The following is a 26,380-nucleotide window of genomic DNA, read 5'->3' on the forward strand; positions in this document are numbered from 1 at the left end:
TGGTGGTGGGGAGAGCGGCAAGGGAGCAATGCAAGCTAGGTCGGCAATCAGCCTCTAACCAGTGCTGGACGTCATGGCCAAGCGCCCGCGCCTGGCTAACCGACCACGCAGCCCATGCGTTTTCCGGGAGTCTCTCTTAGACTTCGGCGCTGACCCATCGGGAAGCGATGCGATGCGACGTTCAGGGCTGCTGATTTCCCTTTGCATGCTTATGGTGATGATGATCGGAGGCCGCCCGGCATCGGCCGAGCCAGCCCCCGTCGCGCGCATCACCCTTGGCCATTCCACCGTGCCCTTGAATGGACTTTGGCGATTCCACGTCGGCGATGATCTTCGTTGGTCCTCCCCGGATTTCGATGACGGCTCCTGGGAAACCGTGGATCTCACGCCCGCGCCAGGTGCCCATGACGGCGATGTCGGCCTACCGGGCTATGTGCGGGGATGGAGTCTGCGCGGCCATGCAAACTACACCGGCTATGCGTGGTATCGGATCAAAGTGACCGTCGATAGCGACAAGGACACCCCGCTTGCCTTGGCGGGGCCAACCTTGGTTGATTCGACTTACCAGCTCTACGTCAACGGACAACTACTCGGTGGCTCAGGTGTGTTCACGGGTACGGCGCCTACGGTGTTCGGCGTACGGCCGAGTGTCTATCCGCTGCCGTCGTCATCGTCGTCAGGCGTGCAAACCTACCTTATTGCGTTCCGTGTGTGGATGGATCCCCTAGATGCGGCCGAGGACAGTGGCGGCATCCATGTCGCACCCACGATCGGCAGTGCAAACGACATCGATCAGCTGCATCAGGTGCAATGGCTACAGACATTCAAGGGTTACGTCGCCGATGCGATCGAACCGCTCGCCTTTGCCCTGCTTGCGCTGATGGTCTTCGCATTGATCGCATGCCGAACCCCTGATGCCTATCGTTGGCTGGTCATAGCGTTGCTTCTGCTTGCCCTGCTACGCGTTAATCAGGTGCTGTTTTCTTGGACGCACTGGCAAAGTTTGCGCTGCTATGACATTGCAACGGCCGTGATACTTAAGCCACTTAACTTGGCGGTATGGACGTTGGCCTGGCGCGACTGGTTTCGACTGAAGAGAACTCCATGGCTTCGCAACGTGATCAGTGTGCTTACCGTGGTTCACCTGCTCTCCGCGCTGATGAGCCGTCCGTGGTTTATGCCGGAAGCAAACCACGGACTCAAGGTGTTCGCTGATTTCGCTGTCGAAGGCGCCCGCCTGGCATTTGTCGCGCTCTATCTATGGATCATGGGGTTGGGCGTAATTCGATCGCAAAAGCTACCCACCTATCTGGCCGCACTCTGCGCCATCCTGGTCGGCATCGGCTTGTTCGCGACAGAGCTAAACGCCCTGGGTGTCCCGGGCATCTGGTTTCCTTATGGAACGGGCGTGGCGAGGGGTCAGTATGCGTATGCTGTCTTCATTCCGCTTTTGTTCTTGCTGATTGGGATGCGGCTAGTCAGCTATGCGCGCAAGCCATCATTTTCCAGCAGATCAAACTAAGCTTGCTTGCCTCGACATACCGCGCAGGTCGCTTTTATGGATTTGTGGCCCGATCCGCGGGGAGCGGAGATCGGAGTGGGCTCGTTTCCGTGCCCACTCGTTGGCCCACCTAGGAGCGCAGCTTGTAGCCACTATGGAAGATCCAGGCAATGGCCACGCCGCATAGCACAAGAAATGCCGTGGTCATGCCCGCGCTCAGTATCACATTGACGTCGGACTGGCCATAGAAGCTCCAGCGAAACCCGCTGATCAGGTACACCACGGGATTGAACAGCGCCACCTTCTGCCAGAACGGTGGCAGCATGCCTATCGAGTAGAAGGCGCCGCCGAGAAACGTCAGGGGCGTGACGATCATCAGTGGAATCACCTGCAGCTTCTGGAAGTCGTCCGCCCACAGCCCGATGATGAAACCGAACGAACAAAAGGTGACGGCCGTCAGCAGCAAAAAGGCGACCATCCATACCGGGTGCAAAATGCTGTAAGGCACAAAGAAGCGCGCAGTGACAAGTATCAGCAAGCCCAGCATCACCGATTTGGTCGCCGCCGCCCCGACATAGCCCAGCACCGCCTCCAGTGGTGAAACCGGCGCGGACAGCAGCTCGTAGATGGTGCCGGACCATTTGGGCAGGTAGATGCCGAACGAGGCGTTGGAGATGCTTTCGTTGAGCAAGGACAGCATGATCAAGCCGGGAATAATGAAGGCGCCATAGCTGGTGCCGCCGATATGCCCCATGCGCGAGCCGATGGCCGTGCCGAACACGATGAAGTACAGCGACGTCGACAGCACCGGCGAGACGATGCTCTGGGTCAGCGTGCGGAACGTGCGGGCCATTTCGAAGCGATAGATGGCGCGAACTGCAGGAATGTTCATGGCGCCTCCCGGACCAGGCTGACGAAAATGTCTTCGAGCGAACTTTCCAGGGTGTGCAGGTCCTTGAAATCCACCCCCAGATCACCCAGCTTGCGCAGCAACACCGTAATACCGGTGTCTTCGCTTTGCGCGTCAAACGTGTACGTCAGTGCCGAGCCGTCCTCGGTAAGCTCCAAGGTGTACTCACCCAGCCCATCAGGCAGCGCTTGCATGGGCCTTTGCAGGGTGATCACCAGTTGCTTCTTGCCGAGCTTGCGCATCAGCACATGCTTGTCTTCCACCAGGATCAACTCGCCCCGCGTGATCACGCCAACGCGGTCGGCCATTTCTTCGGCCTCTTCGATGTAGTGCGTGGTGAGAATCACGGTGACGCCGGTTTCACGCAGCCCGCGCACCATCCGCCACATATCGTGCCGCAACTCCACGTCCACGCCTGCCGTGGGCTCATCCAGGAACAGGATGCTGGGTTCGTGGGCCAAGGCCTTGGCGATCAGCACGCGGCGCTTCATGCCGCCGGACAAGGTCATGATCTTGGAGTCTTTCTTGTCCCACAGCGACAAATCGCGCAGCACCTTCTCGATGTGCTTGTCGTTGCGGGGGCGCCCGTACAAACCCCGGCTGAACCGTACCGACGCCCATACCGTCTCGAACGCATCAGTGGACAGTTCCTGCGGCACCAGGCCGATCTTCGAGCGCGTGATGCGATAGTCCCGCAACACATCGTGGCCATCCGCCATCACCGTGCCGCCGCTGGGCCTGACGATGCCGCAAATGATGCTGATCAGTGTGGTCTTGCCCGCACCATTCGGGCCAAGCAGGGCAAAGATCTCGCCCCGCCTGATATTGAGATCGATCGACTTCAGCGCCTGGAAGCCGCCCTTGTAGGTCTTGCTGACGCCTTGAACGGAAACGGCGTGTGTCGGAGTGGCCTGGTCGGTCATGGCATCCCGGGACGTGATTCGATCCGCCTGAGTCTACGCCTTGATTGGCTATATAGCGTCTACCTTGGCAGGCGCTACTTGGTTACCCCGGGTTGATGGCGTCGGCTTCCCGAGCCTCGCGGCTATTTCAGGCCAAGAGATGTCTTTGTCCATGCGCTTATAGATTCCGTGCAAAGCCGGTTTCAGATGCGGTAGCGTTTCGCCGACGCCCGCGCCCAGCATCTTCGATACCAGCGCGTGCATATGCAGCACTTCGGCATCCGAAATATAGCCTTGGTTTTGCCATCGGTATCCTGAACGCTGCCGCCATCCGAAGCTGGTTTTCCTATCCTCTGTGAAGTGCTCAAAGTGGAAACGCGAGTTCGCGAGAAAAATGCCAAAACCAAGGAAGACCGCAGCGATATCTGTCGCCGGCTCCCACACCTCCCAGCCCCCAGGTGGTGGCTCCGGAAATCCTGCGGTCCGGTAATGCGCCAATTCGTGTGCAAAAGTGGCCACCAGCGACATGGGGTTTTGCAAACTTCGCGGATGGTAGGTAATGACGGCCCCACCTTCCTCGAGCGCGCGGAAGGTCCCTGCAGGGGAATGGTCCGATGGCGGCAAAAGGAGATGCTTGGAGGCAACCAAGGTCTTCTGGCTTTCGTCCTGCTGCTCCAGCCGGCATGGCCACTCTTCCATGCCGGCCCATACTTTCACTTGCTGAAATAGCCTTTGTGCCAGCTCATGACCACGTGATCCATCGTTCGGAAAGAACTCTCGTGTGGGTTGAATCACTTTGCGTTGTCGATAGGCTTCGATACCGCCCGTGTGCTTGAGTAGCCACTCGAAACATTCCAACTGCCATTCGGCCAAGTCAGGATCGAGGAGCTTCTCCTTACGGAACCATCCGAAAACGGCGCCCAACCCTACTCGACCGCGCCCTGCGTCGGGGGCAGATTCCTCTGATGGCTCCAGCCGGCCTTCGTTCTCTTCAAAGGTTAGCCCTGCAAAGGCCTCGGCGGGGCGATGGCGAATGACCTCTTTGAGGGCGAGGCGCGCCTCTTCCGTTAGATCCATGAACTTGTTGCGAGCGATCAGAGCCAACGTTTCATCGTTCATCGCTTCATACGTGGACTTGAATTTCTCTAACACGCGTTGATCGATCGACATAAGTGTTCTTTCCCTAGGTCCCTGACCAAATTCCATTACAGAACGCCTGTTTTGGCTTGCGAAATCGCGGTTACCATTGCAAGGCAAAAAAATGGAGTTGCGACAAAGTACTATCAAATTCCCACGACTAATGGAAAGAGAGTCCAATTAACCTTGTACCCAATACCGAGACTTCACTTTTGATTGTTATCGGCTGCCCGATTGATGGTGTTCTGTCCACGACAAGTTGACATGTGGACACATTCTCGGACGTGACATTGTCTCGATAAATGATCACCAGCCTGCAACCTCTTCCTGACGCTAAACCTAGCACTGTTGACTGCGTTGTTACCTGACGCCCGGACTCAATGGTCACAACAAAACGCAGCACGCCGCGAATACTAAACCAGCACATCGGCACTAGTATAGCAAGTAGCAGGAGAGTTCTGGCCGCCGCCGAAGCAGGTGATGCCTGTTTTATTTCGCCTCGCTTGTTGCGATATCGGTAGCCTTTGCTTTTGAAATTATCCCAGTACATCCAAGTCAAGATTAATGCTAAGGCGCATGCGGCTGGCGAGACAATATATTTGATGACAGATGGATAAAGGCTCACCCCTTCGGAGGTGGTCATGCTAATCACCAGAAAAGCGGGGCCAACGATCAGCACGGCCAACAGATAGAAAGCGCCCTTTTTGAGGTCTCTATCTGCAGACTCGGTGGACGATGTCGTGTCAATATTCATAAGGTTGTCGTGCCCGCGTCGAAAAGTGCACTTTGCCTGGATCGCATCAAGATCAAGAAGGGAAGCATAAGAATCCCTCTCGCGCGATTTCAATCAACTCCATTTCAATCTGCAAAGCAACCGATCACAAATAGGAACTACTTATTGACATCGGCCCATATCCCCGCTCGTTTATACAATGCCGTGTACAAATCAACGAGCTTTGCCAAGCCTCTTACCTGGGCATTAAAATCTGGCTGCCACCGTGATATGGCCTTGCATTCCCCATGATTCACGACCTCAACCATCAGGATATCTCCGTCAGCACCCATGACATCGTCTTTCGTGGGAAGCGCCCAAAAGCCGGAGTCGTTCAGCGCTTGCTTTATGCCTTCGATCTCGGCTCTGGACGGGTTGTCGATCTTCTGGAATCCAAGATCGCCAGCGGAAAACCCAAAACGGCCAGTCAACACCGCCGCTCGTCGAGTCAGATTTGAGCCATTTTCTTCATAACGAAGCACAATCGGATGCCGAAACGTTGGCAGATAGGTAAGCCTGATGGCGAAATAGTCCAGCCTCTTGCCGACTGCAGTGAGTAGAGGCTCGTTAAATGCCTGTAGTCCAAACGCGGAGTACGGGTCAGGGCATTCCTTCGTCCCTATTGGTTCAGAGGCGCATACGCCACTAGCCCATGTCGCAGTGACGACAACTAGGACAAGCAACAAACGTTTCACGAATTCACTCCTTCAAAACCTTCCGGCATTTGCTTCGGTTTGAAGGCGATCGGTTGCTTGATCGGCCACAGGCGCTTGAAAAATGCACCCATCGACGTTGAATGACTCGAGCATGACTCCCCCATAACATCCACCGCACCTAATCCCCATGTGTCGGAGACGGGCATGTCTATACCTTAGGCTCCACGTCCTTCAGTGTGTCTTTCGAAGTAAAGCGATGGTAACCAAACGTACCCCTGACGCCGCTGATAAGGAAAAGCATTAAGCACAAGGCCAAGCCAAGTCCTAGTAGCGCCTTTGGTTGCGTGGCAAATTGATATACTTTTTCCGTCGCGAAGAGAGCCAACCCTGCGATCGCTGCTAGTTTCGATCGACGGTAGATGCCCCAGGCGCAGAGCGCGAACAGAGTTGCATCGACATATCCGGCACCATTAACACCGACGATGTTAGTGTGCTTAACGATGCTTATGGTCGCGACGATCGCATTGACAGCGGCAATGATTATGGCCGCGCTGGCCCCCATGTTCGAAGCTTGTACGGCCTGCTCAACGTTACTTATCTCGGGCCAGGATATATTGTGAGGCTTCTTTGGCGTGGCCCCTGAAAGCACAAACGGCGCGTCTTGGCGCCTTTGCGTATAGGTTCCCTTCCCTTTCATCGCTTCCGCGAATTCTTCAGGCGTTTTCATCCTTCTCCCCTGGATCTCAACCAAGCGCGAGTATTAGCCATCTCCCGAGCGAAGGCTAGGTCCGTTGCTGGCTGAGGAAGCGGATACCTCCAATTAACCGGCGTTGGCTGCGAGAAGTTCTGAAAGGTCGTGGGGAAGACCTTGACTCGCAAGAGCACCGCCGGTAAACCGCAAATCCCCAGTGACTTCAAGTACCGCAAAGGGCGGAGCCTGAAAGGTCGACAATTGTTCGGCCGATTCAAATTCGGCCTCTGCCATGACCAACCCGGAAAGCTCGCCTTGAAATTCGTCGATCGCCGTCACCACACCGGATTTCGGCGGCAGCCGATGCCTAAGTTTGTGCACTCGCTTGCTCGGAAGCGTACTGGAAAGAATTCGGAATTCCTCCTCAGACAGGTAAATGGTCGTAAGGAGCCGGGTACATGAATCCACATCGGCTTTTCGGGTCAGACGAAGAATCGCCGAACCCCCTGATACAGGCCTGGCCTCCCTGAGTCGAAGACTTGCGCCAGTGACATAGAGATCGGTTATTCGCTCAGTTTGAAGCTCAAGCCCATCAGGCATCGCGCGGCAGAGCCATCGGCGCTCACGCTCGACCGCCAAGTATTTGGATGTATGAAATCCAAGCGAAGCCGCCAAATGGCTGTCAACGTTCATTACTTCCCCTGAATGCGCGGATAGTCTTGGGTCGGAGGCGGCCGTCACTAGTTCGACGAAGGGAGGCCATTTATCGCGAGCAAACGTGTCAGAACGTAGTGGCTCATATTTCACGAAGCCAGCCACACAGGTCTACGGCAATTCACCCGGCTCATACCGATACACCTGAGAATTCCGTCGCGCCGCGATGATCATGTTGTAGCCGTAAACCAGGCGCACCACTATGGGAACTCGTTTGGATTTTTCCGGATAGGCTGTTCGAATGACGCGGGCCGCAGCCTGGGCGATGTCTGCATCGGATGTCATGGGGGCATCGAGCGTAAGATCGGCTTGAAGATGGCCGACTGTCCGATTTCCGGTGTTGGAATAGACGAAGGTTTCGCCTTCCACAAAACCAGCATGGCGTACGTGCGGTTGCTGCTGGAGTTGGTGCTGTACTTCAAGTACTGGCTGAAAGTTTATATGCCGCGCCAGCATTTTCCCCAATGGCGGCATGAGGAGCACAAACAGCCCGATCAGTCCGACTGCCACCAGGTGCCCACGCCACAGGGTAACCGACGGCAGACGAAGGCCAGGCGGATTGACGTTGACGACATACGTTCCCACAACCAAATCGTGCAAGGACTGACGCGTTCGCCGGTTAAATAGATACAAATAGAAGGTGCTGAACATGCCCCCGAAAAGGATGATCGATATCAACGTTTCAAGGAGTAGTGCAGTTACCTCAGAATCCAAGGGCAGATAATTCAAAAAGAAGGGAAGCCCAAGCACGGTGTAGCGCAGCAGCGAGCGCGGCAACGCGATACACAAACCACGGCCATCGACAACTCGCAAACCCAGCCAGCGCTTGGCTAAGGTCTGGCCGTTGCCTATACGGCTATTGAGTATGCCGAAGTACGAGATGGCTATAATAAAGCCAATAATGCGCGCATACGCGCCGAGCCTGGCGAGCGTATCGAACAGAAAGAAGCCAAGCACGTAACCGGCTGCGCCAACGATTAACAGATCGATAAATATGGCGCCTAAGCGCGACCAGAAATTGGCGATCGTCAGTGTAGGCAGCTCGTTTAGCTGCCCGTTTTCTTGCAATGCGTCCATGTTCCACTCCCCCTTTGTAGAGGGGATTCTGCCGGAAATCCTTCGGTATCGGTAGAGATGGCCAGCCTCACCCCGCCATCGCCGCGTAGGTCGGGATGGCAATCCCAGCACAAACATGCCGCGCGGATAGCTGGGATTTTCATCCCAGCCTACGCACTGAGCGACCAAGCAGGCGTCACGAAACTATTTAGTCGACGCCACTGTAGATTGCCGCGCCTGCTTATCGGCAATCGAAATAGTTTGTTCAATGGCATCGATCACGATTTCGGGCCGATCGTACTGGATGTCATGACCCGATCGCGGCACGATTTCATTGACGCCGTGGGTCGACATCGCCGCGACTTCGTTGTGCATGTCTTCCCATAGCAGCGTATGCCGGTCTTGCGACGCTTGTGTCCAGTCTTTGGGCCACGGATGCGGCGCGTGCGTTAGCACGATGATAGGCATGTCCCCGAAATCCCTACGGGTAGCGCGCGTCTCGTCGGCGCTGGCGTCGAAGACGCTTCTTTTCTCTGAAAGCACGGCCGATTGCCATTTGAGCGTTGCGCTGTATTTCAATGAGGCATCGTTGATGGCTTGGCTATAATGCGGGTCGATAGCCACTTTTCCCACACATTTGTCGTAAAGCGGGTCGTTTTTGGCGATCACGCCATTTTTGGCGGCATCCACGCAACTTGTGTCTTTCAGATCGGCTTCCCATTTTGCCTTGCGGAAGGGCCCGGCGGCCTCTTCGCGCTGGGATTGGTCTTCGTGCGCGCCGTCGACGATGACCATGCCGACCACTTCGTCGCGATAGCGATCGGCGAAAACGCGCACCGCCATGCCACCGGAGGAGTGCCCGACCAGGACATAGGGCGGAGCGACATGAGCGGCCTGCAATAGCGCATGCAGATCCTCCGCGTCGTTTTTCGCGTCACTTGGTTGCGTAGCAGCGTCACTGAAAGCAAGGCCCGCGCGGTCGTACGAACACGCACGCGTCTTCTTGGCGATGACCGGCTGAACTAGCGCCCATGCCACTGTCGAATCACCCAGGCCAGAATCGAACACCACCGTAGGAGAGCCCTCGCCTAGGCAATATAGATTCAGCCGACGGCCGCCACCAACGTCCACGAGTTGCTGAGGCTTGGTGTAGACCGGGTCGTCGACGATGGGCGGCTTTGCCGGCATCGTTTGCGCTGCGGCTGAAGAGGCAAGTGATAAGCCCACCGCGACCAATACCGCAAATGTCGTTGCTTCCATTGTGGATACTCCTGGTTTCTTAAGACACTTTCTTACAAGGCTATCATTTGCACAAGACGAGCCTATCCAACCCTCCTGCTTCGTGGTTGGATCAGCGAAAAGTGCTCTAAAAGAAGTGTTTTGACCCCATTGTTTTTTTATCGCATTGTTTTTTTGCGTCAATTCTTCGATAGCGGCGCCACCGCCCCGGACTCCGGAATATTGCCAATCGGCCGCCCTGAATTCGGCGAATCGCCGGCAATCTCCATCCCGAAATCCGGCTTGGACTTGTCGAGGCTGCTTTCGGTGATAAAGGAGACTGGTTCAATGATCTGAGCGGAAACCGGGCGGCCATCGACAAGCATGGGCTTTGTTTTCCAACGCACGATGCCTTTTGTGACGTCCTGCATCGCATCGCCAATTGGCTTACCACCACTAGTCCATGCTTGAATGAGTTGTACATTATCGATGACGCCAGTGGGTTCAACGACAAAACGAACGTAGAAAATGGCGGAAATACGCCACTGGTACAGGTGCGGGGGATAGGAGATGCGCGTGGGTTCGATGTAGGGCCCATTTCCGATATATTCTGCGACGTAGTCGCTTACTCCATTCACCGCACTTGCATGACTGAACTTGACGCGTATCCATGTGGTGCACGGAACCGGCTTACCTCTTACTTGGTGCACGGCGAATCGCCATTGCGGCGCGGCCTTCTTGAGCGCTTGTATGTACTCGTCGCGCATGTTCTGTTCGGGCAGTATCGACGAAATGTGGCCGGAAGTGTCGACGGTAACCTGAATTTGGTATGGGTCGGATACCGATGACGGCGAAATGGCGTGAGCCATGCCACTCGCGAGCGAAGCAACTACTAACGCAACCACGTGAAATGTTTTCACAGTGATTTTCCCTGGATGTCCCCTTGAAGCACATCAGCTTATCGAGAAGCATCCATAAAAAAAAGCCCAATGGTTAGTGGCTGCGTGGGCGCGCATCTCGAGCACGGTTTGATGTCGTCGCGGCGGTTGAACGCTCTTTATCAGGTTATCCGGATCCTCCAAGGCGTTTTGAGTTTGAACACGAACTTGAACCACCCAACTGCCCGAGGTTTTTAGTCAATTATCTGGTGCCTGATTAGGTACGTAACCCAAAATTGGCAGTGTCCCGTCCAGGAGCGGACGTTAGATGACCCTGCCAAGGACCGTCGACGGCATCGTTTTGGCCGCACGTCAGATCAATGGATAAGCATCTCGCATTTTCGATAACTCAGTGATCGGCCGCCACCGCTTTCGGCCTGCATGCTTCGAGATGCGCGCCCCGAGCGCCAGCCACGCCACCCTATCGGATGGTTCAATCTGCATTGCAGCCTGCGAAGCACGTCGTCCCAGAAGAAACATTGGTTCCCCACAGTGATGCAGCCAGTCCGGCAATTTATACCCATGAGTAACACGCAATCCCGCCCAATGGCCGTACGGAGCGGGTGCAACTAGATCTGCCGCTGGAATGCCCCTCAATCCCTTATACACGCAGCCGTCCGGCAATCGTGCCCTGAGCACCACACCGCATACAACACAAGCATAGGTACGGTTTGAAACGCCCAACGTGCAGCTCCTAATAGAATCCTGGTGCGTTGGAATTGATGTGCACCTTGATTTTGATCGGTACTTTGCAGTATCCACTTCGAATACGGGACTCAGTGCCACTTGAAGGTGTGGCATCAGCGTCAGTACGGTGCCGCAAGCTTTTCCAATTGCATAGGCGAAAAGTCATGCAGCACCTTCTCATTGCGCAGGCCTTTGGCGTCAAGACGCCCAGAGTGCAGGCACCCCTTGGCGGCCCATATCAATCGAGCACCATCAAGCTCCGCCCATTCCCAATCCATCTTTGAGATGACCTCCCCAGTTCGAGAGTTGAAAAGTTCGTGCGTATCGAAATAGACGCCGCGACCGGCAGAATGAGCAAGGCCGGCATGAGCTAGCTTGCGCAGAGTCCAGTGATCGTTTACACGCCTTTCAAACACGGTGACTTGATCTCCCTCTCCATCGGGTGCCGAGTACTTCAGTTTCCAACCATCGCGTTGCAACCGTATGTAGTACACACCTAGGCACTCCCCGCCGTATTGCTCGTGCCACGGGTACTCAACGACTCTTCGAAGGCTTCGATCTTCTTTTTGCAGTTCGTGCCCATGCCCATCATTCAACCAATAGTCGGTCGATGTCCGAAAGAGCCCGCCACCATGCCAACAATCACCCTTTGCAAAGAGTGAAACGGCCTTCAAATAGGGCGCCCTCGAAATGGCGGTCCATGAACCCTTTGCACTGGAGCCCCACCTTCCATTCATTGCAAAGTAAATCAAATGCTTACCGTCGGGAGCAAGATCGCAGCGACGCTCATAGATGCGGCCGTACAACCATTGTCCAGTTTTGAATTTGTCCGTCTTTCTATCCCATCCGATGATAGCGGTATGGCGCGTCGGACCTCGACGGATTACCACTGCAGCAGCACTGTCGCGAGCCAGCAATACATGAATTCTAGGGGGTATCAGTCGTTGCATTTGAAGCGCCTAATGCAAGGGCGAGTGGTCAAGTCCGCGCCACTGGCTTTTTCTATCAAAGGTATCAGAACACTTTTCTAGGCCTGCGGCGAGGTCCGATCTGCAAAAAGTCTTCTCGAAAATGCGTTCCGACCCGATTTTTCGTAAGGAAAGGCAGGCCAAGACCCAAGCTTCGCCTGGCTTTGCAAGCGAACCTAATTTAGCTTGACGACAATCCAAGTGTCAGGGGGTGCCGGGCGCAAGCGGGCCAATCCCATCCGCCCTGAGCGACGTGGGTGAGTCGACGCTTCTCTGAACGGTAGACGACGCATGTTGCGATGCTGGCTGCGTCTGAGCGGGATGCGCGCCGATAGTCAGCAGGGATACTGCCCGGCTATGCTAAATGAACAATGCGACAAGAGCGGGAGATGTCCGCGGGAGGCGGGCTGGCTGGCCAACCTTAGGGTGTATGCATGCGAACAGATCGTCGGGTCGTCGCGTTTGCCTTCACAATCGTTTGCCTTTTGCTGCAGGCGTGTTCCACGCTGCCGCCGAGCACGGCGAAGGCGGAGACGCACCACCTGCCGGCAGCCACCGATACGCCGTCGGCGCGGTACACCCATGCGGAGGTGAACAAGCATTCGCACCAGTCGGGCTTTCGGCTGCTGACGCTGAGTACGAATGCCCTGCTCAGTAGGGTGGCGCTGGCCGATCACGCTGCGCACTCGATCGACCTGCAGTATTACATCTTCGCCAACGACATGACCGGGCACCTGATGATGCAGCACCTCCTTGCCGCGGCAGACCGTGGCGTGCGGGTGCGGATGCTCATCGACGACGACAACTTCGATGACAAGCACGATCTGTTCTCGGCGCTGAACTCGCATCCGAACATCGAAATCCGGCTATTCAACCCCTTCCGGACGCGGAGCCCAACCTTGGTATCCCGTGCCGTCCAGTTCATGATGGAGTGGCGGCGCCTCAATCGGCGCATGCATAACAAAGCATTCATCGTCGACAACAACGTGGCCATCATTGGCGGGCGCAACATCGGCGATCCTTACTTCGACGCCGGCAGCGACACGCACTTCCGCGACCTGGACGTGGTGGCCATCGGCCCCGTCGTACAGCAGGCTTCCGAGGCATTCGACACCTACTGGAACTGCGATGCCGCCTATCCACTCGAGCCCAAGAAGGCGGATGACTCCGGCAAGCGCCTCGCCGCCGCACGGGTGACGCTCCAGAAGGAAGTGCGGAAATTCGCCCAATCGGACTATGCGCAAGCCGTGCTGGATGAGTTGCCCGATGGACCGACCGCCGATAAGCGAGGTGCATGGTTTTGGGGCGATGCCCAGTTCGTGGCCGATCAACCGGCGAAGATCGAGGCCGACGGCGACGTGCCGGCGTTGCGCATCGGCCCGCAGCTCAAGACCATGTTGGACGGCGCCCAGCACGAGATACTGGCGACGACGCCCTACTTCATACCCGGCGACGCCGGCACCAAGCACCTCGTGGCGCGGGTCCAGGGTGGCGTGTCCATCAAGATATTGACCAACTCGCTCGCGTCGACCGATGAGACGGCAGCGCATGCTGGCTATGTGCACTATCGCAAGACCCTGGTGGAAGGTGGCGTGCAGCTCTACGAACTCAAACCGCAGCCGGGCCAAAGCCAGCCGACCACATCCGTCGGCAAATCGTCAGGTACCAGCCTTCACGCCAAGACCATCGTCGTAGACGACCGCGAGGTCTTCATAGGCTCGCTCAACATGGACCAGCGCTCCAAGTTGCTCAACACCGAAATGGGCGTCATTGTCGATTCGCCCGGATTGGCTCACGCGGTCAGCGATTTCTTCCATACCGCGACCCAGCCTTCCAATGCGTACCAGGTGACATACGACTCGGCTTCGCATGACGTCATCTGGCAGGCTGACGATAATGGCAAGCCGGTTACCTTCCATAGCGAACCGGCTGCAAGCGTAAAGCGACGTGCGGAAGTAACGCTGCTGCGCCAACTTCCTATCGATAGCTTGCTCTAGCCACGTTTTGGGGAGAACCCCGCCCTTACGCCGCCACCCACCGACCACGGATAGCTGCGCCAAGCCAAAACGGGCTAGGCGCCCATCGCCCCTGGGTGCGACTCATTGCCCTCGGACCGTCGTTCGTCGGATGACCTCTTCCTTGTAACGCGCCGCTCGCGGAAAGCTCCCCGGTATACCGAGGAGAGGCTCATGAACGCGTCTGCGACCGTTGTTACCGTACCCGACCTCAACACCCATGAGTCTCCCTGGCAACGCGGGGCGACTCCGGCCTTGCGTGCCGCGGCGGCGTTCTGGCTAGGTGTTGCGGTACTGGGCCAGTTGCTGTTTGCGTTCTATGTGGTCGACTTTTACGGCCGCACGGCCATGCGAGGGCACTGGCAGGAATGGAATACCGTGCTTGCCGCCGGATATATCCGCGGCGACACCCTTGGCAACACGGCACTCGTTGCCCACTTGCTGTGCGCCGTAGCGGTGATGCTGAGCGGGGCCGCCCAGCTCGTGCCGCTGGTCCGACGGCGCTGGCCGCGCTTTCATCGCTGGAATGGCCGCTTCTTCCTGATCTCCGCCATGATCGCCAGCCTTGGTGGCGTGTACATGATCTGGGCGCGCCATGTCGCCGGAGGCGATTTGATCGGGCGCCTGAGCGGGAGCCTAAACGCGCTGCTGATCCTGGGCTTTGCCGGTCTTGCCCTCAAGCACGCACGCGGCCGACGCTTCGATGTGCATCGTCGTTGGGCGCTTCGCCTGTTCCTGGCGGTAAGCGGGGTGTGGTTCTTTCGCGTGGGCCTGATGTTCTGGATCGCGGTAAACCACGGGCCGGTCGGTTTCGATCCGAAGACCTTTACCGGTCCCTTCCTGAGCTTTCTGGGCTTTGCCGAATACCTGCTGCCCCTGAGCGTTCTGCAGCTTTACTTTGTCGCGGAGAAGAGCCGGAAGGCATCGGCGAAGTTTGCGATGGCCGGCGGCCTGGTGACGCTGACGCTGATGATGGGTGTGGGCATCGCCGCCGCGTTCGCCTTCCTGTGGCTGCCCCACTTGTAGGTGGTTGTCGGGGGCTTGGCGATCGGTAGATCACCTGACTATTCTTCCGCGGTGTCCGCATCCTATTTTCACGCAAAGCCAAAGGGCCTGGCCTTGATGCTGGGCTGGAAGCGCCTGCTTTTTACCCTGGGTATTTCGGGTGCCCTGGGATTGCTGCTGGCCCCTAGCTGGTTGTCGAGCACCCCTACGCTGCTGCTCAAGACAGTGGGAGCAGGACTGGCCGCGATGCTGACGTTCGGGTCATTCGAGCAGTGGCCCGCACGCATGCCGAGATGGCTCGCACGCTGGGTCCTTCAGGTGCTGGGCGTGGCAGTGGCCGTCCCGCTTGCGACCTGGCTGCTCTATGTGTACACCACTCCGGCAGGCGCGCCGTCGTTTTGGCATGACGAGGACCGCCTGCGAGGCTTCTTTACCCTGAGCTTTCTCGGCATTCTGCTGGCGCCGTGGGCGGCATTGGGCGCGCTCGTGCGCCAGAAAGAGGCCTTGGCCCGCCACCAAGCGCTCGCATTCGACTTGGAACGCAGCGAACTTGAGCGTCAGGCACTGGATGCGCGCCTGCACTTGTTGCAGGCGCAGGTCGCGCCGCATTTTCTGTTCAATACGCTCGCCAACGTACAGGTGCTGGTGGATGAAGGTTCCCCGCAAGCATCTGCAGTGCTGCGTAATCTGATCGCCTATCTTCGCGCGGCGGTGCCGCGCTTGAACGAATCGGTCACCACGCTCGGCGAGGAGTTGGAGCTGGTGAAGGCGTACTTGGAATTGATGCATATGCGCATTCCTGATCGCCTGCAGTTTGCGCTGCACGTGGATGACGCGGCACGTTCGCTGCGCTGTCCACCGCTGACTTTGCTTACCTTGGTCGAGAATGCAGTGCGGCATGGCATCGACCCGAGCGAGGAAGGCGGACGCATCGACATCCACGTGCAGCGACGTGGCGATCGCTGTGTAGTGCGCGTTAGCGATACAGGCGTGGGACTACAGTCCTCCAGTAAAGGCCTGGGTACCGGCCTCACAACCTTGCGCGAGCGCCTCACCTTGGCTTTCGCCGGCGACGCACGACTGAGCATCAACGCACAACATCCACACGGCGTCTCCGCCGAAGTTGAATTCCCGGCGCGCGAGGCAGGTGGCTGATGACTACCGCGCTGATCGCCGACGACGAACCGCTGTTGCGTGGCGCCTTGGCCCAGATGCTTGCGCAAGCGTGGCCGGAGCTGCAGGTAGCCGCACAGGCACGCAACGGCCGTGAAGCGATCAAGCAATTCGACGCCATCCAACCCGACGTATGTTTCCTCGACGTGCACATGCCGGGCGTTTCCGGTGTCGATGTGGCGCATCACATCGGGCGGCGCGCACACGTGGTGTTTGTCACCGCCTATGACAAATACGCTGTGCAAGCCTTCGCCCAAGGCGTGCTCGACTACCTGGTGAAGCCGGTGGAACCGGCGCGGCTGGCAGAAACCGTGGCACGCCTGAAGGAACGCCTGCGCATGGCGCAGCCGGCGTCGAATACCGAAGCCTTGCTGCGCGAACTCGCCACCCAGCTCGAACGTCGCGCTTCACCTCCGTCGCTGCGCTGGATACGCGCGCAGGTCGGACAGACCTTGCGCCTGATTCCCGTGGATGACATCGTTTACTTGCGCTCGGAGGCGAAGTACACGCTGATCGCCTGGCGCGGCGAGGCCGGCCAAGCCTGCGAAGCACTGATCAGCAGCACTCTGAAGGAACTCATCACCCAACTCGATGCCGCGCAGTTTGTACAGGTGCACCGTTCGGTGGTGGTCAACCTGCGTGCCATAAGCCATATCACCCGCGGCGGCAACGAAACCGCCAGCGTGCACCTGAAGGATCGCAAGGAGCAGTTGCCCGTCAGCCGCAGTTATCTTCATCTGTTTCGACAAATGTAGACGGGTGCTTGTCAGACAGTAGTCACCTCTGTGGTGATTCGGCAGCGGGATACGTGAGCGTCCTATCCGACTGAGCCACCGCCCCCTCGGTCAGCCGAGCCGCATCCACGTTGCCAGGCGCAAGGATGTGGAAGACCGATTCACCGTGCGCCAGCAGATAGTCCGTGATGATGCGTCGATGGCAGCGCCACCACACGGCTTCCGAGCACATGATCGCGCACCGCTCATTGCGTCCTTGCGCAAGCAGATGTTCAAGGCCGCTGTGGAAAGCCTCCGAGAGCGCATAGTCTGCGTAGTTGTGAAAGCTCTGGTTGCTCCAGAAGGCATTGACCTCGGCAGAGACAGGCTTGGACCGGCAGCGACGGCCGCCAAGGGCGGCAAGGTGTTCGTACGATAGCTGGAAAGGCTGCAGCGCCTCGGGCAACACCTCCGTATTGAACTGCGGATTGGTCAGTGAACGCGGAAAGGCTCTGACATCCACCACGCGCTGAACTTCCGCCTCGCGCAACAGCCCGACAAATTCGTCCAGGCAGCGGTTGGAATGGCCGATGGTGAAGAAAGGAAGCGTCATGCAACGCCTTGGATGAAATACGGGGTTGGCTTTCAGACCTGCTCGATACGGGCTTACTTTGCCCCTGCCTTGGTAGCGATTCCGTAAAGGGAAGCAAGGAGCACCCTGTTCCCCGGGGCTGTTCATGGAAAACGCCTTCTCACCCATAAGCGCATAACCAATGCCTAAGCGGCATCGAGGCTGGATTCGCTCAACGTACAAAACCTGGTTCGGATGATGCTCCCTGATCGTCTCCACTGCACCTTGAACATCCAGCTCATCCATCGGATCAATTCGATGGGTGAAATTTGTCAAGTCAAAACCTTCAGCTCGCAGTTGCTCCAGTTTCGCGGCGTCCAATAGGCCGTCATTCACCCAGATCGCCGTCTGACCTCCACGAGCAAGCTTGAATATCACGCCTAGACCATGATTGGTAAGCGCAATAAAGAACCACGTCCATCTCTCCTATGCCGAAACCTGATTTACGGGCAGTTGCACCGAAGAATGCGCGGCGATCATTTTTTTCATAAACATACTGAGCCCACCAATGTCCACGGACATGTTTTGCAATGAAACCTGCACCCTGAACTTGATCTTCTTATCCAGCCACTTGCCGACCTTGGAGGATGGCTGATGAAACTTGGACGGGTCCCGCGGGAAGTAATAGAGGTAATAATTGCCCTTGACGTTGGTAAATTCGAACGAGGCGACATCGCCCCAGGGAACCAATCCGTATTTCCTGGAGCGAAAATCTTGAATTCCGCGCTCGTCGATCACGACTTTGACACGGCGATCGAACGTCCTGTAACCAAACAGAATCGTGCCTCCTCCAAAGAGAATCAGCCCGTACCATATCTGCCACATTTGCAGCAGCAAGCCTGGAACGAAGAGGCCCAGACACAGAGCGAATAGCACAGCATTTCTCCACAATGAATTGCGTAGCTCGAAGCTCTGATTCATCTTTCCCCCCTTTAACATCCGGCACTCCTTCGCGAAGAGAGTGCCCACGGCTCCTCTGTCTTCGCGCTCGCTTCCGTCACTTCAAAGATGTCATCGCGTCGGCCAAAAGGATTGCAAGCCAGGTCATTGCCCCGACTTGGCCTTTTCTACCACCAACGCGACGATAGCGCTCCCGACGCGCTTCGCGGCGGGCGGATCCTGGTTGGCCAGTATCACGACGGTATACGGCGAGCCGAGGATCATGGATAGATCCGTGCTTACGCCCTGAAAGCCGCCCCCGTGTCCCACGACGGTACGGCCATAGATGTTTTCAATCTCCATCGCATAGCCGTAATTTTCGTCGCCAAACGCTTTGGTAGTACGGGACTTGACCATCTGATCGAACGTCACTTTGCTCTCCAGCTTTCCATCGCGCAAAGCACTAGCAAATCGCACGAGGTCATCTGCCGTGGAGATCGAGCCACCAGCAGGGCTGCCGATATCACGTTCCGCTTCATGCCAGGTCTTCGATGGCCCCTGTTCCGTCATTCTCGTGTAGGGGACGACCAGTTTCGCCCCGGAGTACGGGATATTGTTGGGATCACTGCCAGTCATTCCTGCCGCTGCAAAGATGTGCTTGCGGATATAGCTGGGATAGTCTTCGCCGGACACCTTTTCGACGATGGCGCCTGCTAGCGCGAGGCCGGCATTGCTGTAGGCCCAACTCGTTCCTGGCGCGAACTTCGGCTCATCCTTGTCGTACAGCGGCATGAATTCTTCGGCGCGCTTCACGCCATGCTTCATCATTTCCGGCGTGCGTGCACCCAGGAAATCACCCATGCCGGAGGTATGTGACAACAACATGCCGACCGTGACCTTGTTGCGCACGGTCTGATTGGGATAGTCAGGGAAGAACTTGCCAACGGTATCGTCAAACGACATTTTCTTTTGATCGACCAGCTGACCGATCGAAGCTGCCGTGAACATCTTGCCCATGGAGGCGAGGGTGAATTGCGTCGAAGAGCTGATCGGGGTTTTCTTTACACGATCGGCATAGCCGGCACTGGCGCTGGCAATGATCTGTGTTCCGCGTGCAACCACGACGATGCCCGAGAAAGACCCGTCGCGTGACTTCTCGGCGACTACTTCACTCACTTCACGCGCGATAGCCGCATCGCCAAGGTCTTTCGGCAAGGCCGATTCCGGGGGTGTGGTCGGGAAGGTGAAGTATCGAACGACGCGGCCAGCGTCGTCCATCGCAAGCTGCGTTTTGAACCATTCGTGGGACTTCACGCCATTCACTAGCACCGTAACGCTGTGAGCGCTGGATTGGGTGACGTTTACCAAACGAAAGCCACCGTTATCGGTGCACATTTCGAAATCGGATTGCGCAAGCTCTTGCGCCGATATGTGCTTTGTAACCTCGGCCGAAAGATTCGCCGCCAGCCATTTCGCCATCTGTTCGGCATTGGGTGTCCTACACAGATCGAGCCAAGCTCCTAGTAGCTGACCCGCCCCAGAGTCGGGTAACCGCGTTGTCTGCGCCAGCTCCGCGTGTCGCGGGCTAGTGGCAGCAGGAGCTTGCGTAAAAGCCAGTACGGATGCCAACAACACTAGTAGTCCGTGGGTACGCTTCATTGCCGATTTGCTCCGATGTGTTATCGAAAAGCGAGTCTATGGGAACGATCAAAGCCGGACGTCAGGCGTAACGAGGGTACATCGTGGCAGATGCAGGTCCCGACGAAAACTAGTGCCAATTTCGCAGCAGCGAGAAGACGAGAAATTGGCCAGCCAATGACACCAAGAGCGAAGCCGGGAATGACAGGATAAACAGCACGGTCGCTGCGAAACCACCCTTGGCTCCGCGAGAGCGAAGGAAGTAATACGGAAGTCCGATCAAGACTAGGCCAGCGACGCACACGTTTAACAGGTAGCTACGCCTATATGACCGCTGCTCAGCATCCAGCCGGTACCATAGAAAAAGAAGAAACGCATATGTTGGAACAGACAGCACCGCAAAGGGAGGGAGCTGCGCATGTCTTTGGTGGAAGTACTGTACGATCGCTCCGCTTAAAAATGTGATTAAGGCCAAAAGCCAAATCACCGCTGTCTTTGGATTCATCAAGTATCCTTTTTGGTAAATCCAGACCCGAAGGCGAGCATTTGGCTCAGGCGGCCTCGGCGATCTTCACAACCGCGCTCTTGCCATGCAACATGGCGCCAGTGAGGGCTTTGAAGATACTTGCCAGAGCATCCATGCCAGGGTTTCCACCCGCAGCAAGCATGCGATGAAGGCTCTTGGACGGCCTGCCCGTTTCCTTGGCCAATCCTTCGAAACCTACCAGACCATGTGTCAGATCACGCATAAGTAGGCGTGCTGCTTCGGCTTCGCCATTGACCAGTAGGGTGGCTGCTTCAGCCAGTAGAGCGCGGGCAAATTCCGGGTCTTTTTTGATACGTTCCGCTACGGTTTCGCGGTAGTCCACGGTGAGTGCCATGTTTAGAACTCCTTTGCTTTCTCAGTAAAGCTGAAGGTAGGGCAGCCATACTAGATACGATTACTTCTTGTTTTTCCGTTTGACTGTTGTCGCTTTCTTGGTCGCTTCCTTGCTCTGTTTTTTGCGTTGTTTGTATTCCTTGACTAGATCGATGGCTTTTTCGATTTCCTTTGATTGATCGCTCTTATCGCCGCCGCCCATCAGAACAATAAGCTCGTCACCGTCCTGATGAACATAAATGCGAATGCCTTTGCCCCAATCGATGCGCCATTCGGCCAAGCCAGCACCGAGGCTCTTCAATCCTGAGCTATGGCCGGTTTCCATTCTGACCACAGCCACTGTGACTTTAGCGGCAGCGACGGCAGGTAGATCATTGAAAAATTCAGCGTAATGATTGCGACCTTTGCTATCTACATATTCGGTAATAGCCGGCATAAGAAGAAGCTCCCTATCGTTCTTATGCGTGCATATGGTAACATATTTGTTACCATCTAGCAAATTCCTCGGAAACTCGCCATTCATGGCGCATTGACCTTGGCGGAATCGGGGACGTCCTGGGCTGCCGCCGTTTCTTGTAGTTCGGTACCGCTCCGTTAGGCTGGCACCATAGAGACCTGGCCATCCAAGGAATGCATGGAATGCCAGGTCTCCGCTGTCGAGCTTAGCTCCCCGTGGTTGCGTCGTACGGCTTCTTGAAGAGCTTGAGCGGGCCATCCAGCTTAAGTGCGATCACACTCATTTGCGGATCCAACGTCTGCCCGGCGAGGTCGATGTACAGCAGCCCCGGGATATTTACGCTGTTGCCGATCAGCTGGGTCTTCAAGTTGGCGTTGCTGCCCAGCACACGGGCGTCAACCACCTTGTTCATCAGCCCTTTGACCAACACCGGGCCATTCGGCTTTCCGTCGACGAACAGGTACAAGGTCTGGTGGTCGGCTGAAAGGGTGCTCGGTCCGCTGTAGTAATCCTTCGGCACGCCGGCGTCGGTGCCGTAGATCGCCTGCGGGTACTGATGTACCCAGCGCCCAAGCGCATCAAGGATGTCTATCTGCTCCTGCGGGATGGTGCCGTCGGCACGGGCGCCGATGTCGAGCAGGAGATTGCCGCCCATGCCGATCGTGTCGGCGAACAGGCCGATCACCTGCGTCGGCGTCTTGAAGTCGTGATCACGCTGCTGGTAGCCCCAGGAATCATTGGTGGTCAGGCACAATTCCCAATATGTGGCCGCGGGCCGGGTAATCGGCGGGCCTTGTTCGGGCGTGGCGTAGTCACCGTTATCGGGAAGGCGCGAATTGAGTATGACTTGCGGGTTGTAGCCGCGCAGCATCTTGGCCGTATCGTCGGCCTGCCATTCCTTTGCGCTGTGTTCCCAGTCACCGTCAAACCAGTACAGATCCGGGTTATAGCGCTGCGAAAGTTCACGTAGCTGCCCCTGGTAGTAGCTGACGAATCGTTGCCAGCGCACTGGATCGTTGGTGTAGCGTTTCTCCTTGCGGGTGAACACGTCGTAATTCGGCGACGACCAGTCCGCCAGCGAGTAATACAAGCCCACCTTCAGGTCGTCCTTGCGCAGAGCCTGGACGAACGGCCCGATCAGGTCGCGGCCCGCCGGCGTGTCTTTCACTACATTGATGCCTTGGGCAGAGTCCCACAGTGCCACGCCATCGTGATGGCGGGTCGTGAGCACCGCATAGCGGGCACCGCTACGCTTGATCAGGTCGGCCCAGGCCTGGGGGTCGTAATGCGCCGCCGTGAAGCCGTGCAGCTGCTTCATGTAGTCGGGATAGCTGATCTTCCCGTTGAAGAACGACCACGACTCGTCGATGCCGTCCACCGCATAGATGCCCCAGTGGATAAAGATACCCAACTTGGCATCCTTGAACCACTGCATGCGCTGTTCCTTGGCCGCCGATGGTACGGGCTTCATCGCCGTCGGCTGTGCCGCTGCGACAAAGGGAAGGGCCGCCAGAGCCGTGAACAGGAATGACTTTGCGATGGATTTTTTCATGATGGCTCGGTGGTGGTGGGACCGGCCAATCATACGCAATAGTCCGATGATTAGACCAATGGTCGTCCACGCATCACCCTAGCCCACGGCGCCCGGCATTGCCTAGTTCGACGATAGGAGATCTCCGATTGCGGCCGCGATTTCCACCGCGTGGGTTTCAAGCGCGAAGTGTCCCGTATCCAGGAAGCAGACCTGCGCGTTCGGCAGATCGCGCTTGTACGCTGCTGCGCCCGGCGGAAGGAAGAACGGGTCCTTGTCGCCCCAGATTGCCAGCAACTTGGGCTGGTGCTCGCGAAAGTAGGCCTGGAAGGCGGGATATAAAGCGACATTGCTCGCGTAGTCGAGCATCAGGTCGAGCTGCACCTCATCCGCCTCGGGGCGTTGCATGTACCAGGCATCGAGCGCGTAGCCATCCGGTGAGATCCGCGAGGCGTCCTGCACACCATGCTCGTACTGCCAGCGGATCGACTGCGGCGTGAGAAACTCGCGCAACGCCTGTCGATTCGCATCTGTTGGTTCACGCCAGTAGCGCTCGATCGGATTCCATCCGTCGCTTAGCCCCTCTTCGTAGGCGTTGCCGTTCTGCGAAATGATGGCGGTCACCCTCTCCGGATGAGCCATCGCGATACGCAGCCCGGTCGGCGCGCCATAGTCGAAGATGTAGAGAGCAAACCGCTTGAGACCTACGATCTCTGTGAAGCGCCCGATCACCTTGGCGAGGTTGTCGAAGCTGTAGGTGAACTTGTCCCGCGTAGGCAGGGCCGACAGGCCAAAGCCCGGGAGATCCGGCGCCACCAGGTGAAAGCGATCCTCAAGCAGCGGAATCAGGTCGCGGAACATGTGGCTGGAGGTTGGAAATCCGTGCAGCAGCAACAGTGTTGGTTTGCTTGGGTTTCCGGCCTCGCGATAGAACACTTCGAAGCCATCGACGTCAACGCTGCGATAGGTGGCATGTGTCATGGTCAATTTTCTCCAGGGATTTCGAGCCGGCTACGCAAGGCCGCGTTTTCCGACTCCAATCGGGCAAGGCGCTCACGCAGCGGCTGGATCGCCGTGGCGATCTCCTGCTCGGTAAAGCGCGGGGTGATGTGCTGCTGGCAATTCCAGTCGAAGGCCTTGAGCCGCAGTCGGAAGATTCGCTCAAGCTTCGCTTTGTAAGCAACGTCCGTCACCAGCTCGGTTAGCGCTGGATCGGCGTCGAGCGCCAACGTCTCCACGTGTGCGTAGATCTTCAGTCGCGCACGCCGGGGATAATCCATCAGGAACAGGCACGCGCGATCGTTGGCTGCAAAGTTCCCTGTGCTGATGTACTGACGGTTTCCACGGTAGTCGGCGAACGCCAGGGTCCTGTCGTCAATAACCTTGAGAAAGCCGCGCGCACCGCCGCGATGCTGCACGTATGGCCAATCGTTTTCGGACACCGATGCGATATAGAAGCTGTCCCGCTCAGCGATGAACGCAGCTTCGCCCTCGGTAAACCGGTCGAATTCCCGGTGACCCTTGAAGTTCGCCCAGAAGCGATCGCCCCCCATCTCCGCCTGCACGGCGCGGACGCTTGGCGTTATGGCGACATCCAGAAATCCGTACGACATGATTGCTCTCCGACAACGAATCCAGCCCGAGGCGCCAACACGCCCCCGGCCCGGGTCAATCAGGCGGCATCCTTGGCGAGCACCACCGGGAAGTCGATATCGGTCTTGGCGACTTCGTTGAGGTAGTTGGTGAAGGTGTTCTCGGCAACCATCGCGATGATCTCCACGATCTGCGCGTCGCTGAATCCCGCGGCGCGTACCGCGGCGATATCCGTTTCTTCGACATGACCACGCTGCGCAGCCACCTTCGATGCAAAGCTCACGGCCGCATCGGCCTTGATGTCCTTCGATGCGCCCCTGCGATTGAGGGCGATTTCTTCGGGGCTGAGCTTGGCCAGGTTCAAAGCCAGGTAGCTGTGTGCCGACAGGCAGTAATCGCAGCCATTTACTTGGGCAACAGCCAGCGCAATACGCTCGCGCGTCTTCACGTCCAGCGACTTCGACAGCGCCCCCTGAAAGCTGGTGAACGCGGCAAGGGCAGTCGGGCTGGTACCGACCAGCCGGAACAGGTTGGGCACGACGCCCAGTTGCTTGTGCACAGCGTCCAGGATCGGCTTGGAAGCTTCCGGAGCGGCATCAAGGGTAGGGATAGGGAAGCGAGACATGGGGGAACTCCTCTTTTGAAGGCCGGGGTGGCCTTGCTTGAGCGGAGATGCTGCGCCTTTCCATTTGATAAGATAATCGGGCAGAGTCGGGAATGTCTTTACCGAAAACCGGAATAATCCATGGACCGCCTCGAAGCCATGTCGATGCTGGTAGCGATTGCCGATCACGGCAGTTTTTCCGCGGCGGGACGGGCCCTGCGGGTTCCGTTGGCCACGCTTAGCCGCAAGATTTCCGACCTCGAAGCGCACCTGGGCACGCGTCTACTCGTCCGCACCACTCGCAAACTTACGTTGACGGATGCAGGTGTGGCCTACGTCATGGCGGCGCGGCGCATTCTCGATGAAGTGGAAGGCGCCGAGCGCGAGGCGGCAGGCGAATTCACCACGCCCAAAGGCGAATTGGTGGTGACCGCGCCGGTCTTCTTCGGCCGCCTGCATGTGCTGCCGGTGGTGACCGACTTCCTCGCCCTCTATGCGCAGATCAACCTTCGCCTGATCCTGGCCGACCGCAACGTCGATCTCATCGAAGACCACGTGGACATGGCCGTTCGCATCGGCAACTTGCCCGACAGCACCATGGTGGCCACCCAGGTTGGCTTGATGCGCACTGTGACTTGCGCCAGCCCGACACTTCTCGCGGGTCACGGCGTACCCAAGCAGCCGGATGATCTTTTGACGTATCCATGCGTGGCGGTCCTCACGCCCACGCCGGTACCGTCCTGGCGCTTCCGCATGCCCGGGTCACAGGCCATGCGCGATGTTCCGATTCTTCCGCGACTAGCAGTGACCACGCCGGAAGCAGCGGTGCAAGCAGCGATCCGAGGCGTAGGTGTCACTCGCTTGCTGCACTATCAGGTGGCCGACGCGATACGGGACGGCACCCTGCAAAGGATTCTTCAAAGGTATGAGCCGGAGCCCGTACCCGTCCACCTTCTTCACGCTTCACGCGGGCAAATGCCGCTTAAATTGCGCAGCTTTATCGATTTCGCCGCGCCACGTTTGCGCGAGAGTCTGGTGCACCTCCCTTAGCATTCAATGTTGACGACTCGCTTGGAAGGGTCGACGCGATTCATCGCCGCATCTGTCGCTT

The 26,380-nt window shown here is 57.4% G+C and carries 27 protein-coding genes; 6 read left to right on the plus strand and 21 right to left on the minus strand.

The features are described 5' to 3' along the window. Positions 1-73 precede the first annotated feature (73 nt). Entirely contained in the window at positions 74-1,522 is a 1,449-nt protein-coding gene (locus QQJ96_RS09215) for a glycoside hydrolase family 2 (RefSeq protein ID WP_284331695.1), read from the plus strand. Positions 1,523-1,631: 109 nt separating this feature from the next. On the opposite strand, the gene QQJ96_RS09220 is transcribed toward QQJ96_RS09215, so the two are convergent. The 12 genes from QQJ96_RS09220 to QQJ96_RS09275 all read right to left on the minus strand — a co-directional run bounded on the left by QQJ96_RS09220 (position 1,632) and on the right by QQJ96_RS09275 (position 12,132). Continuing rightward, complete coding sequence (locus QQJ96_RS09220; protein WP_284331696.1) at positions 1,632-2,393, minus strand: ABC transporter permease; 762 nt, start codon at positions 2,391-2,393, stop codon at positions 1,632-1,634. Next, entirely contained in the window at positions 2,390-3,334 is a 945-nt protein-coding gene (locus QQJ96_RS09225) for an ABC transporter ATP-binding protein (RefSeq protein ID WP_284331697.1), read from the minus strand. The genes QQJ96_RS09220 and QQJ96_RS09225 overlap by 4 nt, the downstream gene beginning before the upstream one ends. Positions 3,335-3,382: 48 nt before the next feature. Next, the gene (locus tag QQJ96_RS09230; RefSeq protein WP_284331698.1) at positions 3,383-4,483 is read right to left on the minus strand and encodes a hypothetical protein; all 1,101 of its coding nucleotides are present in this window, start codon (positions 4,481-4,483) and stop codon (positions 3,383-3,385) included. 127 nt (positions 4,484-4,610) lie between these two features. Next, positions 4,611-5,204, minus strand: coding sequence for a hypothetical protein (locus QQJ96_RS09235; RefSeq protein WP_284331699.1), 594 nt, complete (start codon positions 5,202-5,204; stop codon positions 4,611-4,613). A 137-nt stretch (positions 5,205-5,341) separates the two neighbouring features. Further along, the gene (locus QQJ96_RS09240) at positions 5,342-5,917 is read right to left on the minus strand and encodes a hypothetical protein (protein ID WP_284331700.1); all 576 of its coding nucleotides are present in this window, start codon (positions 5,915-5,917) and stop codon (positions 5,342-5,344) included. Further along, positions 5,914-6,084, minus strand: a complete 171-nt coding sequence (locus QQJ96_RS09245) for a hypothetical protein (protein ID WP_284331701.1) — start codon at positions 6,082-6,084, stop codon at positions 5,914-5,916. Before QQJ96_RS09245 ends, QQJ96_RS09240 begins: the two co-directional genes overlap by 4 nt. A gap of 2 nt (positions 6,085-6,086) precedes the next feature. Continuing rightward, positions 6,087-6,605 carry a hypothetical protein gene (locus tag QQJ96_RS09250; protein ID WP_284331702.1) on the minus strand — a complete coding sequence of 173 codons (519 nt, stop codon included), beginning with the start codon at positions 6,603-6,605 and terminating at the stop codon, positions 6,087-6,089. A gap of 93 nt (positions 6,606-6,698) precedes the next feature. Beyond that, positions 6,699-7,262 carry a CYTH domain-containing protein gene (locus QQJ96_RS09255; protein ID WP_284331703.1) on the minus strand — a complete coding sequence of 188 codons (564 nt, stop codon included), beginning with the start codon at positions 7,260-7,262 and terminating at the stop codon, positions 6,699-6,701. Positions 7,263-7,394: 132 nt separating this feature from the next. After that, the gene (locus QQJ96_RS09260; RefSeq protein WP_284331704.1) at positions 7,395-8,360 is read right to left on the minus strand and encodes an RDD family protein; all 966 of its coding nucleotides are present in this window, start codon (positions 8,358-8,360) and stop codon (positions 7,395-7,397) included. A gap of 183 nt (positions 8,361-8,543) precedes the next feature. Beyond that, positions 8,544-9,599, minus strand: coding sequence for an alpha/beta fold hydrolase (locus QQJ96_RS09265; protein ID WP_284331705.1), 1,056 nt, complete (start codon positions 9,597-9,599; stop codon positions 8,544-8,546). Positions 9,600-9,757: 158 nt separating this feature from the next. Then, positions 9,758-10,477: an energy transducer TonB gene (locus QQJ96_RS09270; protein WP_284331706.1), complete on the minus strand. Its 720-nt coding sequence runs from the start codon at positions 10,475-10,477 to the stop codon at positions 9,758-9,760. Between the two features lie 824 nt (positions 10,478-11,301). Further along, positions 11,302-12,132, minus strand: coding sequence for a hypothetical protein (locus QQJ96_RS09275; RefSeq protein WP_284331707.1), 831 nt, complete (start codon positions 12,130-12,132; stop codon positions 11,302-11,304). 452 nt (positions 12,133-12,584) lie between these two features. On the opposite strand from QQJ96_RS09275, the gene QQJ96_RS09280 reads away from it, so the two are divergent. The 4 genes from QQJ96_RS09280 (at position 12,585) to QQJ96_RS09295 (ending at position 17,098) form a co-directional block, all read left to right on the plus strand. Beyond that, positions 12,585-14,147, plus strand: a complete 1,563-nt coding sequence (locus QQJ96_RS09280) for a phospholipase D family protein (RefSeq protein ID WP_284331708.1) — start codon at positions 12,585-12,587, stop codon at positions 14,145-14,147. Between the two features lie 192 nt (positions 14,148-14,339). Beyond that, complete coding sequence (locus QQJ96_RS09285; RefSeq protein WP_284331709.1) at positions 14,340-15,191, plus strand: DUF2306 domain-containing protein; 852 nt, start codon at positions 14,340-14,342, stop codon at positions 15,189-15,191. A 51-nt stretch (positions 15,192-15,242) separates the two neighbouring features. Beyond that, complete coding sequence (locus tag QQJ96_RS09290) at positions 15,243-16,325, plus strand: sensor histidine kinase (RefSeq protein ID WP_284331710.1); 1,083 nt, start codon at positions 15,243-15,245, stop codon at positions 16,323-16,325. Next, positions 16,325-17,098: a LytR/AlgR family response regulator transcription factor gene (locus tag QQJ96_RS09295; RefSeq protein WP_284331711.1), complete on the plus strand. Its 774-nt coding sequence runs from the start codon at positions 16,325-16,327 to the stop codon at positions 17,096-17,098. Before QQJ96_RS09290 ends, QQJ96_RS09295 begins: the two co-directional genes overlap by 1 nt. Before the next feature lie 22 nt (positions 17,099-17,120). Here the strand turns inward: QQJ96_RS09295 and QQJ96_RS09300 are convergent, their stop codons facing one another. The 9 genes from QQJ96_RS09300 to QQJ96_RS09340 all read right to left on the minus strand — a co-directional run bounded on the left by QQJ96_RS09300 (position 17,121) and on the right by QQJ96_RS09340 (position 25,290). After that, complete coding sequence (locus QQJ96_RS09300) at positions 17,121-18,065, minus strand: DUF488 domain-containing protein (RefSeq protein WP_284331712.1); 945 nt, start codon at positions 18,063-18,065, stop codon at positions 17,121-17,123. A gap of 48 nt (positions 18,066-18,113) precedes the next feature. Continuing rightward, positions 18,114-18,608, minus strand: coding sequence for an STM3941 family protein (locus QQJ96_RS09305; protein WP_284331713.1), 495 nt, complete (start codon positions 18,606-18,608; stop codon positions 18,114-18,116). Positions 18,609-18,731: 123 nt separating this feature from the next. Further along, on the minus strand, positions 18,732-20,045 hold the full coding sequence (locus QQJ96_RS09310) for a serine hydrolase domain-containing protein (RefSeq protein ID WP_284331714.1): 1,314 nt from the start codon (positions 20,043-20,045) through the stop codon (positions 18,732-18,734). A gap of 710 nt (positions 20,046-20,755) precedes the next feature. Beyond that, positions 20,756-21,085: a transcriptional regulator gene (locus tag QQJ96_RS09315; protein ID WP_284331715.1), complete on the minus strand. Its 330-nt coding sequence runs from the start codon at positions 21,083-21,085 to the stop codon at positions 20,756-20,758. A 60-nt stretch (positions 21,086-21,145) separates the two neighbouring features. Further along, positions 21,146-21,520, minus strand: a complete 375-nt coding sequence (locus tag QQJ96_RS09320; protein ID WP_284331716.1) for a type II toxin-antitoxin system RelE/ParE family toxin — start codon at positions 21,518-21,520, stop codon at positions 21,146-21,148. A gap of 226 nt (positions 21,521-21,746) precedes the next feature. Beyond that, positions 21,747-23,093, minus strand: coding sequence for an alpha-L-fucosidase (locus QQJ96_RS09325; protein WP_284331717.1), 1,347 nt, complete (start codon positions 23,091-23,093; stop codon positions 21,747-21,749). 102 nt (positions 23,094-23,195) lie between these two features. Then, positions 23,196-24,053 (minus strand): alpha/beta fold hydrolase, encoded by an 858-nt coding sequence (locus tag QQJ96_RS09330; RefSeq protein WP_284331718.1) that lies wholly within the window; start codon positions 24,051-24,053, stop codon positions 23,196-23,198. A gap of 2 nt (positions 24,054-24,055) precedes the next feature. Continuing rightward, entirely contained in the window at positions 24,056-24,685 is a 630-nt protein-coding gene (locus tag QQJ96_RS09335; protein ID WP_284331719.1) for a pyridoxamine 5'-phosphate oxidase family protein, read from the minus strand. Positions 24,686-24,744: 59 nt separating this feature from the next. Next, positions 24,745-25,290, minus strand: coding sequence for a carboxymuconolactone decarboxylase family protein (locus QQJ96_RS09340; protein ID WP_284331720.1), 546 nt, complete (start codon positions 25,288-25,290; stop codon positions 24,745-24,747). A gap of 120 nt (positions 25,291-25,410) precedes the next feature. Here QQJ96_RS09340 and QQJ96_RS09345 point away from each other — a divergent pair, with 120 nt between their 5' ends. Next, positions 25,411-26,319 carry a LysR family transcriptional regulator gene (locus tag QQJ96_RS09345; RefSeq protein WP_284331721.1) on the plus strand — a complete coding sequence of 303 codons (909 nt, stop codon included), beginning with the start codon at positions 25,411-25,413 and terminating at the stop codon, positions 26,317-26,319. Positions 26,320-26,380: the final 61 nt, after the last annotated feature.

The sequence above is a fragment of the Dyella flagellata genome (genome assembly GCF_030160275.1).
GTDB classification, from domain to species: Bacteria; Pseudomonadota; Gammaproteobacteria; order Xanthomonadales; family Rhodanobacteraceae; genus Dyella_B; species Dyella_B flagellata.

Excerpts from the sequence above, each read along its gene's own strand:
- QQJ96_RS09255 (WP_284331703.1), bottom strand. The coding sequence starts at position 7,262 with ATGAACGTTGACAGCCATTTGGCGGCTTCGCTTGGATTTCATACATCC.
- QQJ96_RS09225 (WP_284331697.1), bottom strand. The coding sequence starts at position 3,334 with ATGACCGACCAGGCCACTCCGACACACGCCGTTTCCGTTCAAGGCGTC.
- QQJ96_RS09215 (WP_284331695.1), top strand. The coding sequence starts at position 74 with ATGGCCAAGCGCCCGCGCCTGGCTAACCGACCACGCAGCCCATGCGTT.
- QQJ96_RS09285 (WP_284331709.1), top strand. The coding sequence starts at position 14,340 with ATGAACGCGTCTGCGACCGTTGTTACCGTACCCGACCTCAACACCCAT.
- QQJ96_RS09325 (WP_284331717.1), bottom strand. The coding sequence starts at position 23,093 with ATGAAAAAATCCATCGCAAAGTCATTCCTGTTCACGGCTCTGGCGGCC.
- QQJ96_RS09310 (WP_284331714.1), bottom strand. The coding sequence starts at position 20,045 with ATGGCGAAATGGCTGGCGGCGAATCTTTCGGCCGAGGTTACAAAGCAC.
- QQJ96_RS09315 (WP_284331715.1), bottom strand. The coding sequence starts at position 21,085 with ATGGCACTCACCGTGGACTACCGCGAAACCGTAGCGGAACGTATCAAA.
- QQJ96_RS09230 (WP_284331698.1), bottom strand. The coding sequence starts at position 4,483 with ATGTCGATCGATCAACGCGTGTTAGAGAAATTCAAGTCCACGTATGAA.
- QQJ96_RS09305 (WP_284331713.1), bottom strand. The coding sequence starts at position 18,608 with ATGAATCAGAGCTTCGAGCTACGCAATTCATTGTGGAGAAATGCTGTG.
- QQJ96_RS09260 (WP_284331704.1), bottom strand. The coding sequence starts at position 8,360 with ATGGACGCATTGCAAGAAAACGGGCAGCTAAACGAGCTGCCTACACTG.
- QQJ96_RS09250 (WP_284331702.1), bottom strand. The coding sequence starts at position 6,605 with ATGAAAACGCCTGAAGAATTCGCGGAAGCGATGAAAGGGAAGGGAACC.
- QQJ96_RS09265 (WP_284331705.1), bottom strand. The coding sequence starts at position 9,599 with ATGGAAGCAACGACATTTGCGGTATTGGTCGCGGTGGGCTTATCACTT.
- QQJ96_RS09345 (WP_284331721.1), top strand. The coding sequence starts at position 25,411 with ATGGACCGCCTCGAAGCCATGTCGATGCTGGTAGCGATTGCCGATCAC.
- QQJ96_RS09330 (WP_284331718.1), bottom strand. The coding sequence starts at position 24,053 with ATGACACATGCCACCTATCGCAGCGTTGACGTCGATGGCTTCGAAGTG.
- QQJ96_RS09275 (WP_284331707.1), bottom strand. The coding sequence starts at position 12,132 with ATGCAACGACTGATACCCCCTAGAATTCATGTATTGCTGGCTCGCGAC.
- QQJ96_RS09335 (WP_284331719.1), bottom strand. The coding sequence starts at position 24,685 with ATGTCGTACGGATTTCTGGATGTCGCCATAACGCCAAGCGTCCGCGCC.
- QQJ96_RS09220 (WP_284331696.1), bottom strand. The coding sequence starts at position 2,393 with ATGAACATTCCTGCAGTTCGCGCCATCTATCGCTTCGAAATGGCCCGC.
- QQJ96_RS09320 (WP_284331716.1), bottom strand. The coding sequence starts at position 21,520 with ATGCCGGCTATTACCGAATATGTAGATAGCAAAGGTCGCAATCATTAC.
- QQJ96_RS09340 (WP_284331720.1), bottom strand. The coding sequence starts at position 25,290 with ATGTCTCGCTTCCCTATCCCTACCCTTGATGCCGCTCCGGAAGCTTCC.
- QQJ96_RS09235 (WP_284331699.1), bottom strand. The coding sequence starts at position 5,204 with ATGAATATTGACACGACATCGTCCACCGAGTCTGCAGATAGAGACCTC.
- QQJ96_RS09295 (WP_284331711.1), top strand. The coding sequence starts at position 16,325 with ATGACTACCGCGCTGATCGCCGACGACGAACCGCTGTTGCGTGGCGCC.
- QQJ96_RS09245 (WP_284331701.1), bottom strand. The coding sequence starts at position 6,084 with ATGCCCGTCTCCGACACATGGGGATTAGGTGCGGTGGATGTTATGGGG.
- QQJ96_RS09280 (WP_284331708.1), top strand. The coding sequence starts at position 12,585 with ATGCGAACAGATCGTCGGGTCGTCGCGTTTGCCTTCACAATCGTTTGC.